The sequence below is a fragment of the Psychrosphaera aquimarina genome (assembly GCF_032461525.1).
Taxonomy (GTDB): Bacteria; Pseudomonadota; Gammaproteobacteria; order Enterobacterales; family Alteromonadaceae; genus Psychrosphaera; species Psychrosphaera aquimarina.
Genome location: NZ_JAWCUA010000001.1, coordinates 462,586 through 477,456, shown reverse-complemented (window position 1 = coordinate 477,456; position 14,871 = coordinate 462,586). Strand labels below are relative to the sequence as shown.

The 14,871-nt window shown below is 37.3% G+C and carries 15 protein-coding genes; 8 read left to right on the top strand and 7 right to left on the bottom strand.

What is annotated here, in order from left to right:
* Nucleotides 1-12: 12 nt before the first annotated feature.
* The gene (locus RT723_RS02180; RefSeq protein ID WP_315945721.1) at nucleotides 13-441 is read right to left on the bottom strand and encodes a DUF3010 family protein; all 429 of its coding nucleotides are present in this window, start codon (nucleotides 439-441) and stop codon (nucleotides 13-15) included.
* 74 nt (nucleotides 442-515) lie between these two features.
* Nucleotides 516-1,913: an asparagine--tRNA ligase gene (gene asnS / locus RT723_RS02175; protein ID WP_216055809.1), complete on the bottom strand. Its 1,398-nt coding sequence runs from the start codon at nucleotides 1,911-1,913 to the stop codon at nucleotides 516-518.
* 182 nt (nucleotides 1,914-2,095) lie between these two features.
* Here asnS and RT723_RS02170 point away from each other — a divergent pair, with 182 nt between their 5' ends.
* The gene (locus RT723_RS02170; protein ID WP_315945720.1) at nucleotides 2,096-2,341 is read left to right on the top strand and encodes a hypothetical protein; all 246 of its coding nucleotides are present in this window, start codon (nucleotides 2,096-2,098) and stop codon (nucleotides 2,339-2,341) included.
* 163 nt (nucleotides 2,342-2,504) lie between these two features.
* On the opposite strand, the gene bioA is transcribed toward RT723_RS02170, so the two are convergent.
* Nucleotides 2,505-3,785, bottom strand: a complete 1,281-nt coding sequence (bioA, locus tag RT723_RS02165; RefSeq protein WP_315945719.1) for an adenosylmethionine--8-amino-7-oxononanoate transaminase — start codon at nucleotides 3,783-3,785, stop codon at nucleotides 2,505-2,507.
* Between the two features lie 148 nt (nucleotides 3,786-3,933).
* On the opposite strand from bioA, the gene bioB reads away from it, so the two are divergent.
* The 7 genes from bioB (at nucleotide 3,934) to RT723_RS02130 (ending at nucleotide 10,237) form a co-directional block, all read left to right on the top strand.
* Nucleotides 3,934-4,980, top strand: coding sequence for a biotin synthase BioB (bioB, locus tag RT723_RS02160; protein ID WP_315945718.1), 1,047 nt, complete (start codon nucleotides 3,934-3,936; stop codon nucleotides 4,978-4,980).
* Between the two features lie 18 nt (nucleotides 4,981-4,998).
* A complete protein-coding gene (locus RT723_RS02155; RefSeq protein WP_315945717.1) occupies nucleotides 4,999-6,198 on the top strand; it encodes an aminotransferase class I/II-fold pyridoxal phosphate-dependent enzyme in 1,200 nt (399 codons plus the stop codon).
* Nucleotides 6,195-7,067 carry a methyltransferase domain-containing protein gene (locus tag RT723_RS02150; RefSeq protein WP_315945716.1) on the top strand — a complete coding sequence of 291 codons (873 nt, stop codon included), beginning with the start codon at nucleotides 6,195-6,197 and terminating at the stop codon, nucleotides 7,065-7,067. The genes RT723_RS02155 and RT723_RS02150 overlap by 4 nt, the downstream gene beginning before the upstream one ends.
* Entirely contained in the window at nucleotides 7,067-7,747 is a 681-nt protein-coding gene (bioD, locus tag RT723_RS02145) for a dethiobiotin synthase (protein WP_315945715.1), read from the top strand. The genes RT723_RS02150 and bioD overlap by 1 nt, the downstream gene beginning before the upstream one ends.
* Nucleotides 7,748-7,891: 144 nt before the next feature.
* Nucleotides 7,892-8,428: a YaeQ family protein gene (locus RT723_RS02140; RefSeq protein WP_216055802.1), complete on the top strand. Its 537-nt coding sequence runs from the start codon at nucleotides 7,892-7,894 to the stop codon at nucleotides 8,426-8,428.
* A complete protein-coding gene (gene rsgA / locus RT723_RS02135; RefSeq protein ID WP_315945714.1) occupies nucleotides 8,425-9,462 on the top strand; it encodes a ribosome small subunit-dependent GTPase A in 1,038 nt (345 codons plus the stop codon). The genes RT723_RS02140 and rsgA overlap by 4 nt, the downstream gene beginning before the upstream one ends.
* Before the next feature lie 133 nt (nucleotides 9,463-9,595).
* Nucleotides 9,596-10,237, top strand: a complete 642-nt coding sequence (locus RT723_RS02130; protein ID WP_315945713.1) for a hypothetical protein — start codon at nucleotides 9,596-9,598, stop codon at nucleotides 10,235-10,237.
* A 56-nt stretch (nucleotides 10,238-10,293) separates the two neighbouring features.
* Here the strand turns inward: RT723_RS02130 and RT723_RS02125 are convergent, their stop codons facing one another.
* The 4 genes from RT723_RS02125 to dapE all read right to left on the bottom strand — a co-directional run bounded on the left by RT723_RS02125 (nucleotide 10,294) and on the right by dapE (nucleotide 14,863).
* Nucleotides 10,294-12,618 carry a methyl-accepting chemotaxis protein gene (locus RT723_RS02125; protein ID WP_315945712.1) on the bottom strand — a complete coding sequence of 775 codons (2,325 nt, stop codon included), beginning with the start codon at nucleotides 12,616-12,618 and terminating at the stop codon, nucleotides 10,294-10,296.
* A gap of 170 nt (nucleotides 12,619-12,788) precedes the next feature.
* A complete protein-coding gene (locus RT723_RS02120; protein WP_315945711.1) occupies nucleotides 12,789-12,956 on the bottom strand; it encodes a DUF2897 family protein in 168 nt (55 codons plus the stop codon).
* A complete protein-coding gene (locus tag RT723_RS02115; RefSeq protein ID WP_315945710.1) occupies nucleotides 12,953-13,654 on the bottom strand; it encodes a M15 family metallopeptidase in 702 nt (233 codons plus the stop codon). The genes RT723_RS02120 and RT723_RS02115 overlap by 4 nt, the downstream gene beginning before the upstream one ends.
* Before the next feature lie 72 nt (nucleotides 13,655-13,726).
* Nucleotides 13,727-14,863 (bottom strand): succinyl-diaminopimelate desuccinylase, encoded by a 1,137-nt coding sequence (gene dapE, locus RT723_RS02110; protein ID WP_315945709.1) that lies wholly within the window; start codon nucleotides 14,861-14,863, stop codon nucleotides 13,727-13,729.
* Nucleotides 14,864-14,871 lie beyond the last annotated feature (8 nt).

Here is a 14,871-nt window from a genome sequence, read left to right as displayed (position 1 = left end):
AGCTATTTAGATTTAAAGACTTCTTAATGCAAACGTATATGCAGTGTAAAATGCATCTTCTTGGAATTTACGTAATTCTAAATCTTTCATGTTGTAATCTAAAGGGTATTTTTTTAATGTTTCTTTGATTTCAGTTGGGTTGATCATTTCTACAGATACCGAATCAATAAGTTGCAGAGCCGCTTCCATTTTGAAACTATTACTACTACCAGCAAATTTACCTTTTGAATGACGTTGTTTGATCACTACTTTGTCAATTGAGTAATCATCTATCAACTTAATCATTTGAAATTGAAAACCGCGGATGCCTTCAGCTGTATCAGCATCACGTAATTCAATGCCTCTAGTACGACATTCCATTACATTAAATAAACCTGCTTCTGACGCCATTAAACACACAACGGCTTCTTTAGCGTTTAATTCGATACCTAATATCTTCATGATGACCTCATGTTATCTTTCACTAAAAAAGGGCTGGAATTAGCCCTTTAATATTAATGTTATAACAGCTAACTTTAGTAGTTAGCTGTGCCTGGTGCACGTGGGAATGCGATAACATCACGTACGTTTTGCATACCTGTAACATAAGCAACTAAGCGTTCAAAACCTAAACCAAATCCAGCGTGTGGTACAGAACCATATCGACGTAAGTCACGATACCAGCTGTAATCTTCTTTGCTCAGACCCATTTCTTCAAGTCGTGCATCAAAAACGTCTAGTCTTTCTTCACGTTGAGAACCACCAATGATTTCGCCAATACCTGGTGCTAATACATCCATCGCCGCAACGGTTTTACCATCGTCATTTTGACGCATGTAGAATGCTTTAATATCGCGAGGATAGTTTTGCATAATAATTGGTGCGCCAACATGTTCTTCAGCAAGGTAACGTTCATGTTCAGATGATAAATCGATTCCCCATGAAACCGGAAATTCAAACTCTTTATCGCACTTCAACAATATGTCGATAGCGTCAGTGTAGTCCATACGAACAAACGGAGAGTTAATTACTTGCTCTAAACGAGAAATAGCCGTTTTTTCAACACGTTGTGCGAAAAAGGCCATGTCATCTGGTAATTCAGTTAATACGGCTTTAAATACGTACTTTAATAAATCTTCAGATAATTGAGCAATATCCGCTAAGTCAGCAAAAGCAACTTCTGGTTCAATCATCCAAAATTCAGCTAAATGACGGCTAGTATTTGAATTCTCAGCACGGAAAGTAGGGCCGAACGTATATATTTTGCTTAACGCACAAGCATAGGTTTCACCATTTAATTGACCAGAAACTGTTAAATACGCTTCTTTACCAAAAAAGTCTTGGCTGTAATCAACTTCGCCTTTGTCATTCATTGGAGTATTAACCATATCTAAAGTTGATACTCTGAACATTTCACCGGCACCTTCACAGTCAGATGCTGTGATGATTGGCGTACTGATCCAGTAATAACCTTGCTCGTGGAAAAAACGATGAATTGCTTGAGATAAACAGTTACGTACACGTGCAACCGCACCAATAATATTGGTACGAGGGCGCAAATGTGCATGTTCTCTTAAATATTCAATTGAATGGCGTTTTGCAGACATTGGATATGTGTCTGGATTTTCTACCCAACCAACGATCTTAACGTCTTGAGCTTGAATTTCTAACGCTTGGCCTTGACCTTCAGATTGAACAAGTTCACCCGTTACTTCAACTGAACAACTTGTTGTTAATTTGGTAATGTCTTCGTAATTACTTAATGAATTAGGTGCAACGGCTTGAATAGGATCAAAACATGAACCGTCGTGAACGGCCAAAAATGATATGCCTGCTTTTGAATCACGTTTAGTACGGATCCAACCTTTAACTGTTACTGTGTCGCCGGCGGCAAATTCGCCCGCTAATAATGATTTTACTGATTGATGAGCCATGATAGTTTCGGTCTAAATATTGTATTAAAAATTTTAAATATATAAAGTGCAATATTACTGGCTTGCGCCCTATATACAAGTACTAAAACAGCGTAAGCATAAGTAATTAAACATTTTTCAATTGGTTGAACAATTAATGCTCAATTTGACGGTTGATTCGTTAAACTTATAAGGTTAAAAAAATGAAACGAGTGGTAGAAAGGCGAAAAAGTTCGGATCTGATCCATATAACCGTTAATTTCTTAAATATATTTTCCTGGGTTGTTTTTTTGGTTGCCTTAATTATTTTTCATTACGCTCGACCCGAAGTGGAGTATTTTGTCTATCAGTTGGTCGATGAACCCGTCGATGTAAGAACCGGTTGGTTATTAGAATTAAAAAATGGTTACAGATCACCTTATATTTTTGTTTATCATTATCGATATTAACCTTGGTGTTAAATCAATTTAGATCAAGACGTCATAGTGATGGTCAACGATACAGTATGTATATGTTAGTCGTGATAAGTGTGGTGTTCATCACCTTGGTAAGCCTGTCATAATTTAATAGGTTCAAGACTACTTTGATTACATGAACTTATACAATTTGGCGTTACATGGCTGATAATGTTTTGACGATACCACTGGTTAACAAGGCTAAATCTTGAGTGGATATAATGTATTGCGGCATTACGTAAACCAATTTACCAAAAGGTCGGATCCATAAATCATGTTGTATAAACTGTTTTTGAATCTCAGCAACGTTAACAACTTGTTTCATCTCAATGACACCAATTGCGCCAAATACACGAACTTCTGTCACACAGTCTAATTCTTCACAAGGCTGCAAACCTTGTTTTAGTCCAGCTTCAATATGCTTAACTTGTTCAAACCAATCACCCGTCCTTAACAAATCTAAACTGGCATTGGCTGCTGCACAGGCTAATGGATTCGCCATAAACGTAGGACCATGCATTAATACTCCAGCGTCACATTGGCTAATATCTAATGCCACCTGTTCAGTACACAATGTAGCGGCTAACGTCATGTAACCACCAGTAATAGCCTTACCTAAACACATGATATCTGGTGTAATTTGAGCATGTTCACACGCAAACATTTTGCCGGTACGGCCGAATCCAGTGGCAATTTCGTCAGCAATTAACAAGATTTTATATTGTTCACATATGGACTTAGCCGCACTGATAAATTCAGGGTGATAAAAGCGCATACCGCCAGCACCTTGTACTACCGGCTCTAAAATCAATGCAGCTATATTGTCTGAATCTTGTTGTAACAACATCTTTAATTCATCTAGTTCTTTATGGTCAAAGTCCTGATCTGGTTTGCTTTTAGGTGCTTCAATAAAGTAATTTTTAGGTAAAATATCTGAATATAATGAATGCATGGAGTTTACTGGATCGCACACGGCCATCGCACCAAAGGTATCGCCATGATAGCCATGTTTAATAGTGACAAACTTGTTTCTACTGGTATATCCACGTCCCAATTGACACTGAATCGCCATTTTAAGTGCCACTTCAACACTGACAGAACCACTATCTGCTAAAAAGACCTTTTCTAATCCTACAGGTGTAATTTCTACTAATTTTTTACATAACTCAATTGCTGGATTATGCGTTAAGCCGCCAAACATAACGTGACTCATTTTAGATAATTGATCGGTAATTGCTTGGTTGATCACAGGATGATTATATCCGTGAATAACAGACCACCAAGAAGACATGCCATCTATTAATTCTTGACCACTCTCTAATTTAATCCGAACACCATCAGCACTTTGAACTGGATAAGAGGGCAATGGTGTTTTCATCGACGTATACGGGTGCCAAATATGTTGTTCATCAAATTTAACGTCAATAAGTTTGTTCATAAATTAGCCTGATGTAAAGTTTGTTGTGATTTGTAAATTGACAATCGCCGTTGGGTCGCTAGACTAGCCAAAAAATGTCACGGGCTCAATCATAGTTTGTAAATAATTGGCCAGGTGACACATTAATTATAAGAATATGGCTGGAAACATGACTGCTGAAATCAGAAATAACTGGACGTTAGACCAAGTTAACGAATTATTTAACATGCCTTTTAATGACTTGATGTTTAAAGCTCAAGTCACTCACCGAGAGCATTTTGATCCAAACCAAGTTCAAGTCAGTACTTTGTTATCTATCAAAACTGGCGCATGTCCAGAAGATTGTAAATATTGTCCACAAAGCGCACGTTACTCAACAGGTCTTGAAAAAGAACGTTTAATGGAAGTAGAAAAAGTACTTACCAGAGCAAAAGAAGCCAAAGAAATAGGTTCTACCCGATTTTGTATGGGCGCAGCTTGGCGTAATCCTAAAGACCGTGACATGCCGTATGTAATTGAAATGATCAAAGGGGTTAAAGAGTTAGGTTTAGAAACCTGTATGACGCTTGGCATGTTAACTAAAGAGCAAGCATTAGCGCTTAACGAAGCTGGTTTAGATTATTACAATCACAACTTAGATACATCTCCTGAATACTACGGTGACATTATTACAACCCGTACTTATGAAGACCGTTTAAATACCCTGCAAAACGTGCGTGATGCAGGTATGAACGTATGCTCTGGCGGTATCGTTGGTTTAGGTGAGAGCGCTAAAGACCGCTCTGGTTTATTGATTGCGCTAGCAAATTTACCGCGCCACCCTGAAAGTGTGCCTATTAACATGTTAGTTAAAGTGGAGGGGACACCGCTGGATAACGTTGAAGATTTAGAGTCTTTTGATTTTATCCGTACTATTGCCATTGCTCGTATTATGATGCCTAAATCACATGTACGTTTATCGGCAGGGCGTGAAGGTATGAATGAACAAATGCAAGCTATGTGTTTCTTAGCAGGCGCGAATTCAATCTTTTATGGATGTAAGTTATTAACCACAGGGAACCCGGACGAACACTTTGACCAAAAGCTATTTAAAAAATTAGGGATTAACGCTGAGAAAGGTCGTGATTACTCAGACGAAACCAAAGAAGCCGCATTGTTTGAACAGATAAATGAACAAACAAAGCCGAAAGAAAAAGAAATGTTTTACCCAGCATAATTAAGTATTCAGTTAATTATGTTTGAATCAAGATTAGCGAGCAGATTAAAACAACAAACTGATTTAGGTTTGTTGCGTAGTCGGATGGTAGTAGATGATATTTCTACTACAAATTTGACGGTTGAGGGTCACTCATATCTTAACTTTTCAAGTAACGATTACCTTGGTATCGCATCCGACCATACATCTGCAAAATTACTTTCCATTGATAAATATACACACTTATCTGCAGGTGCAATGGCCAGTCCATTAGTCGTTGGTCGACACAAAATACACTTAGAATTAGAACAATTATTATTAGATTGGGTCGGTGCTCCTCAAAACTTTAACTGTCTGCTGTTTGGTTCTGGTTATAGTGCTAATACAGGCGTCATAAGTGCTTTGTTTAACATCAAGGGTGATAACGCGTTACTTGTGCAGGATAAGCTTAATCACGCGTCGTTAATGGATGTTGGTCGAAATAGCCAAGCGTTAGGTCATTGTAAACAAGTACGGTATCTGCATAACGACTTATCTAGTTTACAGACCGTTTTGGCTAAATCTAACAATAAAAACTCCGATGAAATTACTAATAAATTAGTGGTGACAGAAGGGGTGTTTAGCATGGATGGTGATCAACCAGACTTGCAAAGATTAATGAAAATTACTAAAGCTAATAATGCATGGTTTATGTTAGATGATGCACACGGAATTGGCATACATGGCAAAAACGGTGCAGGAAGTTTATCTGCTCAACAACTGACCTTAGATAATTGTGATGTATTAGTTGTTACCTTTGGTAAAGCAATTGGCGCACAAGGTGCGGCTGTTATTGCCAGTAAACAAACCATAGAGTATTTAACTAACTTCAGTCGTGATTATATATATTCTACCCACCTATCACCTCTACAAACTGCTGCGGCCATCGTCAATATTAAAGCCATTCAAAAGGATGGATGGCGTCGGGAAAAGCTGGCTGAAAACATAGAGTATTTTAAATCCAATTTGCGAGGTTCTAAATATCAGACACTTGATAGCTTGTCTCCTATTCAACCTATTGTTATCGGTGATGAGTCTGAAGCTATCGGGCTTTCACAGCAATTAAAAGCAAATGGAATTTGGGCATCAGCGATGCGTTATCCAACAGTGGCAAAACAACAAGCTAGATTAAGGGTAACAATTACCGCGTCTCACACTAAACAGCAATTGGATCAATTGATAAAGCAGGTAACGCAATGAGCGCATTGTTAGATTTACAGCCTGTGAATAGTATTAACGCAGACTCTATGCAAATACCTGATAAACAAGTGTCACTCGACATTCCATTTTCACAAATTCAAAAACATTTTTCAGACTCTGCTCAAACCTACGTTAAAAGGGCACAGTTACAGCACAGAGTTGGGCAAACACTATTTAATAAATTGAAGCAGGGGAAAGCAGCAACCACGTTAATAAACCGTGACAACAAAGGTAATATTTGTGTCGACTTAGGTTGTGGACCTGGTTTATTTAGCGCTTTGTTAAATCAAGAATTTGAAACCGTAATCGCCTTGGATCTAGCCAATGACATGTTAAAAGTTAATGACGTCGCTAAAGCTAAAGTTCAAGCAAACTCCCATGCCTTACCGTTTTTACCACAAAGTATCGATGTATTTTATTCCAGTTTGATGGTGCAGTGGTGCGACCTACATCAAGTACTAGATCAAGTTTATAATGCGTTAAAACCGAACGGAAAAGCCGTTATTGCCACTTTGCTTGATGGCACCTTGTTTGAATTAGAACAAGCGTGGTCAAAGGTAGACAGTGATAAACACATACATGAGTACCTAAGCGTTGAACAATTAACATCCACTGTACAAAACAGACCTTGGCGCCAAATACAATTAACTCAGCAGGCTGAAGTATTTTGGTTTAGTAATGCCAGAATGTTAGCCAAAGAATTAAAAAGTTTAGGGGCTAATTTTGTACAAAATCGTCAGAACAAAGGATTAGTCACTAAAAATACATGGCAACAAATGGAAAGTGCTTATAAAGATGCATTTTATAATCCCCAGCAACAAGGCATACCGGCAACCTATCAAGTTATGTATTTAGAGCTCACCAAATAATGAATATTTCTACTCTGTTTAATCAACATAAAACCATCTTTATCACAGGTACAGATACCGAAGTTGGCAAAACCTTTTGTGCCAGCTTAATGGTTAAGGCGCTGTTAAAAGATAACCTTGATATTTTTCCATTTAAACCAATATCAGCCGGTACACAATATTATCCAGAGTTAGAAGCTAGTAATAACACTATGGCAAACGAAGATGCCGTTTGTTTATATAACGCAGTGCAAAGACGTTACAGCTTAGATCAGATAAACCCAATCGTATTTGACCAACCGATAGCGCCTCATATCGCAGCGAAAATGGCACAGCAAGCTCTAGACTTTAACCGTTTGGATATAGCTTATAAAGGCATTAAAGATTTAGGTGAGGTACAGCTTATTGAAGGTGCTGGCGGTTGGCATTTACCGCTTAATGATTCTGAGTTATTAAGTGAGTGGGTAGCACAGCATCAACTCCCTGTGATCATGGTAGTTGGCGTAAAGTTAGGCTGTTTAAACCATGCGTTATTAACGGCGCAAGCTATTGAGCAAAGTGGTTGTAACTTGATAGGTTGGATAGCGAATTACATTGAGGGCGATTCCGATATTGCCAAACAAAATGTGGCTTTTATAAAACAAAAGCTCAATGCTCCTTTGATCCATTCGGTACAACAAGGCCAAACAGAACTTGTCTAACAAATGATTGACTGCTGTATTTAGCCAGTTAACCAATCATCTAATGAATTAATTAATCATATTGTCATTATATTGTTCGCCATCTGGGTGTTATCATTGGTTTATATGACGTTGTAACAATAATTTATCAAAAGAAGAAACCTAATGGCGCAAAAAGCTACCATTTTCAAAGCTGAAATATCTATTTCAGATATGGACAGAAACTATTATCAAGATCATAACTTAACCTTAGCCAGACATCCGTCAGAAACAGACGAAAGAATGATGTTGCGTTTAATTGCCTTTATCCATAATGCTCACGAGTTTTTAAGTTTTAGTAAAGGCATTAGTGATGATGAAGAGCCAGACTTATGGCAAAAAAATTATACTGACGAGATTGAGTTATGGATTGAACTAGGACAACCGTCTGAACAACGTATAAAAAAGGGCTGTAACCAATCTAAAAAAATGATGATTTATTCCTATGCCGACAATAGCTTTAATGTTTGGTGGAAAAAGGAGCAGAATAAACTATCCCAACGTAATAACTTATCCGTTGTGACATTACCTCCTGAGTTAGCGAGTGAATTATCTGGTTTAACTGAACGTAATATGCAGATTCAAGTGACTATCCAAGACGGTCAAATGTGGTTAAATATCAATAATCAAAACATTGAAGTGAGTTCAGAAGCGCTTTTATGAGCCAGTACACGCTAAATCAATTGGGGTGGCAGGGGACGTTCCAACAACAGATCAGTCTTGAAGAACTTGAGACTTGTCTGTTTGCCCGTGTATTTGAACATCATAGAACACACTACCTTATTCAAACTGAAAGTCTGGATATGCCTTTAGAAATAAGGCCTAATATGCCAACCATGACCGTTGGTGATTGGTTAGTAATGTCAGAACATCACGAATTTGTCAGACTGTTAGAACGAAGTACTGTGCTTTCTCGTAAGGCTGCAGGTTCTAAAGTTGAAGAACAACTGATAGCTGCCAATGTGGATACGTTATTCATCGTAAATTCATTAAATGACGACTTTAATTTAAATCGAATTGAACGATATTTAGCCATAGCCCACGAAAGTGGCTGTGAACCTGTGATTGTTCTAACCAAAGCCGATCAATGTAAGGATTTGGATGAATACAGATCACAAGTAAATAGTATCGACCCATTTTTAATGGTTGAAACAGTTAATGCGTTAGATACTGATAGTGTTGTCTCCTTAAGTCCTTGGTTAACGTTAGGTAAAACTGTTGCTTTTGTGGGGAGTTCTGGCGTAGGTAAATCCACTTTGGTGAACACCTTGATGCAACAGCAAACACAAGACACAGCTGGTATTCGTGAAGATGACAGTAAAGGGCGTCACACCACGACAGCTCGTTCGTTACACATTATGCCAACGGGTGCCTTATTACTTGATACACCAGGGGTGAGAGAGTTACAAATTGCAGATTGTGAAGCCGGGGTAGAAGAGACCTTCTCAGATATCGTAGCCTTAACCAAACAATGTCGCTTTTCTGACTGCAAACATATAACTGAGCCACACTGTGCGGTTATTAACGCTTTAGAAAATGAAAGTTTAGATCAACGACGATTAGATAACTATTATAAGTTATTAAAAGAACAAGAACGTAATGGCGCTTCTATCGCTGAGACTAGACTCAAAGATAAGTCTTTTGGCAAATTAATTAAATCGGTGCAAAACGCCAGTAGGTCGTTTAAAGGAAAATAAGTTGATATCTGAATAAAAAACAAAACTGATATGTAATTTTACATCTAAATATCTGAATTTAAGATGGAAATTATATTCTTATTCATCATACTTAGTAATAATCTCTAATAGATAAAGTTAAAGGTATATATTTATGCGTTGGTTGTTAATTTTATTATTATTTACTGTAAGTACTTCTGCTTTAACACAAAAAAACTTAGTCTTTGCTTCTATAAACCATCCAACCGTTATTGATTATTACGAACCGTTATTACGTAGTATTTATGCAGAACTAGGCATAAATTTAGATTTTGTATACATTTCTGGAGAACGTTCAGAAGTATCATTACAGAGCGGTTTAATTGATGGGGCATTAGCATATTCAGAGGCTAATTTAGCCAGTGTTGAAAACATGATTGTCGTAGAGCCTCCACTTATTACCGTTAAACAATATCTGTTGTGCCAACAAGGGCTTGATTGTACACCTAGTGTTTTAGAAGATCCTGAGAACACTATATTTATGGCTTCAGTAGTGAAGAAGTCACAAAATTTAGAAATTAAAGCCAGTATAGAAACAATGACCTCTATTACGGTTTTGGAAAAGCTATTTACTCATAACCGTATTAAATACATGATCTATCCATTTTCTAGTGAAAGGAATGATGTAAATCTTGTATTTGCTAAAGCAGAGCGTTTCTTTTTATATGAAGAGAAAGGCTTTCATGTATTAAATATCAAACATAAAGAGCTTGAAGAGAAAGTGCAAAAACAGTTAATTAAAAAGTTAAAGGACTAACTTAATAATAAAATGTGGATATCGTAATTAATATCCACTTGAACAAGGTGACTGAATTAATCGTGCAATTTAAAAGTCGATACTTGTCGATTTATATTCTTAGAAACTTCAGTTAATTTCATGGAGGCTTGTTCGTTTTCAACTGATTTTTGTGCAACTTCTTTAGATTGAGTATCAATCAAACTCATATTTCGATTAATCTCGCCGATGGTTTGAGTTTGTTCATCGGTTGCAGTCGCAACGGAAGCTATCAGTTGCTCCATTTGATGAATTCTGTCAGTAAGTCCATCAATAGTATCCTTCAGGTCTAATACACGTTTAACGCCTTTATCTGCAATATTGGTTGCATTATCCATACTTGATACCACGCCACTTGTAGTGTTGTCCAACACCTCTAATTTTTTCTGGATCTCAACGGTCGACTCTTGCGTTCGTTTCGCTAAGCTTCTTACTTCATCAGCCACAACACTAAATCCACGGCCATGTTCGCCAGCGCGCGCGGCTTCAATAGCGGCGTTTAACGCAAGTAAATTGGTTTGATCCGCAATAGAGGTAATTACATCAAGCACTGAAGTAATATCTTGCACTTCAATATTTAATTCATTTACGACTTGTGAAGCCTCTTGCAGAGTGGTCATTAATAACCGGATATCATCAGTAGCGAGTGCAGCATTTTCACTGCTACTTTCACATTCTTTAACTACTTCAATACTGATAGATTGACTTTCGTCACTGATTTGAGAAACCGTTGCAATAGATGCTTCAAATTGTTCTAAAGCCGTGACGGTATTTCGGGTTGCATCGCTTTGCGACAAAATAATATCTTGGCTTTCTTTTGCGCCACCTAAAACGACGTCAGACTCAACCAAGATCTGTTTTGACGTGTTTCTAATGTCATAAATGATGGAATGGAACTTACTGATTATCTCGTTAAATGCCCGTGATATATCACCAAATTCATTGATGCCGTTATAATCTATTTTTGCTGTTAAATCGCCATTTCCTTTAGCAATGTCGTTCATGATGGCGGATAAATTATTTAAGTGTTTGCTAATTTGTTTTGCCACTAAATAACCCAGAACACTGCCAACAATTAAAAATATGATCACGGTAATAACCGACATATAAGACAATTCGGCTTTTAAATTATTAAAGGTAGAAAAGGCTTCTTTATTTTCAATCTCAGCAATTAAAGCCCAAGTTTCACCACCAGAGTTAATATATGTGTAAGCCGAAAGGACTGGGGTGTTTTTATAACCTGTATATTGGGTGAAACCAGATTGTTTATCTAATGCTAACTCCACACCTTCAGTATCTATTGTGTGTATACCAACGGCACTGCCTAGTTTCTTAATTAAGTCGGCTTGGGCGCTTTGGTTAGTATGTTTTAATACGTCAAAATAATGGGATGGCTGTTCTAATAATAACCGACTTTCACTACGAAGCGTTTTGTCAGCACCAACTAAATAAGTCTCACCTGTAGCACCAAGTCCTACGGTTTCCCATTGTTTGTCGTTGGTCATGATATTGGAAATACGATCAACCGGAAGTTGAAATATTAATACGCCTAAACTTTGGCCCTGATCATAGATAGGGCTAGCCATAAATGCAGCTTGGGCATTATATGACGGCTGGTAGGCTTCAAATCGGGTGGTATATATTTCACCTTCTGCTAAATCTTTTGCTCCATGAAACGCTTTACCTAACCCACTTTGTGCAAATGCACCATCATTTAAGTTAGTGGCAAAATCTATTTCTTTGGCCACGGAGTACAACACATCACCTGTATCGATACTTACAATAAAAATATCGTAAAATCCAAACTCCTCTAAGTATTTACGAATACTAGGATGGTAAGTCTGATGGACTTTACTGTAGGTGCTGCTGTCTTTGGCAAGTTCCAGTTGATCTTTACTGCCAATAGGGTTGTCATTGTGCGCTAAGTAAGAGGTTTGAATACTGTAAGCTGTGCTGTCTGGATCCGGTATGATAGATGAAACATTAATGTCGGTTTTATTAATACTAGTGTATTTGTTTTTAAACTCAGTGTTATAAAACTGAGTTAAATCATCGTTGGGCGCTTTATATTCACTGACATAATCTTCAAACGAAAATGCAAATTCATCTAACGCTGCTACCACCATCTCATTACTGGCGTAAGTTGAGATCTGGCCTTTTATATTTTCTAAATAATTACTTATTTGTTGTTTTTTATTTTCCCGGATAGAGACAAGCAAGTTTTGGTTAGATGTATTGAGTGACTGTTGAATTAAGTCGAGAGAAATTTGCCCAGTGAACCAAACACCTAATGACAATGGAATAAGTGATAAGCCAATGGATAATGCTAATAACCTTTGTTTTACTGTAAAATGAAGCGCCACAAAACAACCCCTGTGATTGTAAAAGTCTTTAATTGCATGTAATTGTTTAAAACAATACAAGTTTAGGCTGTTATTGTTATTTATGCCTAAAACAATCGTTTTATTTGCAATATATACTTAGTTAACGGCGATAACCATAGTAACTTGAATATTTTACTTTATGGGCGGAATTATTTGTCTTGATCTTGTTTACGTTGGGCTAATGTTTCTTTTGCTTTTTCGATAGGATCTTGGTTTAAACGTTTCATTGAAAACTTAGCGGTATGCTTGAGCAGCATGATATTACCAACCACCATTCCAAGAACTAATACGATAATAATTATTGCGAGTATATTCATAAAGTTATCCCATTAGGTGAACTTATATTAAAGACATAATGCGTTAATATATATTCTAGGTTTTCAAGAATAGATTGTTTACCTGCAATATTACTCTGACTTAAACAGTCGATAAGGCATTGAGGATCTTGTTTTAACCTATCTTGATACATTGATGATAGTGGCTGGTAAGATATATGCCAAGGTTCTGGGGCAACCCCAGCGTTATTACTCTGATATGGCAAATAAAACCCGAATTTATGGCTGTTTTTTATTATCCAATTTGAAAGGGCATTAAATGGTCCCTGGTGATACTCACTGGGTACCAGTTGTAATTGATAATCACTAGGAACTGCATTCTTATCATAAATATCTATATCAGTACCCCAATGATGTCGACTGGTTCCCGGAAGTGCAGAGTAAGTTAAAATCGCCTGAACAATTTCCCATTCAGATAATGACGAGGTGTCTATCGACCGTTGATGTCTATCTAAAATGGGTCTGAGACCATTAAATTTGGCATTCCAAATGTGTAATTGTCGTTCAAAGTTTCTGAAACCAGATGCGATACAAATATCAAAACCAGCAACATCAGCTTCATGTTTTAATTGTTGAAAACTATCAACCATTTGTGTATTGATAAAAATACCATGACCAATATCAACAACATGATCTGAACTTGTACCTAGTATCTCTGCAGTATTTAGCTTAAATGACATTTATATTCCAAAGACGTGCAACCGTGATCTTACTTAAAAGGTTGTTATAAAATAGGGATCAACAACAGGCTATTATAATAACGTGCGTTCTAATATCTTTTCATACATTAATGTTAGTTGGTCAAGTTCATCAACTCCTACACATTCATTTAACTTATGAATAGTTGCGTTACATGGTCCCAATTCTATTACTTGTGCTCCCGTTGGTGCGATAAAGCGACCATCCGATGTGCCTCCAGAAGTGGATAGAATAGGATCTTTCCCAGTAACGTCTTTAATTGCACCACTGACCGCATCAATAAATGTACCTGTATCGGTTAAAAATGGCAGTCCATTAAAGGTCCAATCTAACTTATAGTTGAGTTCATGTTTATCAAACAAATTTTCAACAGTTTCTACTAGTTGTTCTGCTGTAACCTCAGTGGAATAACGGAAATTAAACATTATGTCTAATTCCCCAGGGATAACATTACCAGCACCAGTGCCACCATTTATATTTGAGATCTGAAAACTGGTTGGTGGGAAATAATCATTACCTTCATCCCACTTTATTTCGGTTAATTCAAACAATGCATGAGCAACATTGTGAACTGGATTATCCGCTAAATGAGGGTAGGCCACATGACCTTGCACACCATTGATGGTTAAGTCACCGGTTAATGAACCACGACGTCCATTTTTAACGATATCACCACAATAATTAGTACTGGATGGTTCACCCACTAAACACCATGTTATTTTTTCATTTCGTTTTTCTAAAGTGTCTATCACTTTCATGGTGCCATTAATGAATGGACCTTCTTCATCACTGGTAATTAAATATGCAATAGAGCCTTTGTGATCTGGGTGTTTTTTTACAAAATTTTCAGTGGCCACTACCATAGCCGCTAAACTGCCTTTCATATCCGCAGCACCACGACCATATAGCATACCGTCTTTAATAGTGGGTTCAAACGGAGGCGTTGTCCATTTAGCCACATCACCTGTTGGTACTACATCTGTATGACCTGCAAAACAAAATACTGGGTCTTGTGTACCTTTGCGTGCCCACATGTTTAATGTATCGACATAAAATAGCGATTCAATATTAAACCCAAGTTTTTCAAGACGTGAAGCCATTAATTGTTGGCATCCGGCGTCTTCTGGGGTCACAGATTCTTTACTAATTAGGGCTTTAGCTAATTCTACGGTTTCTGATAATGGTTGCATCTTAATCG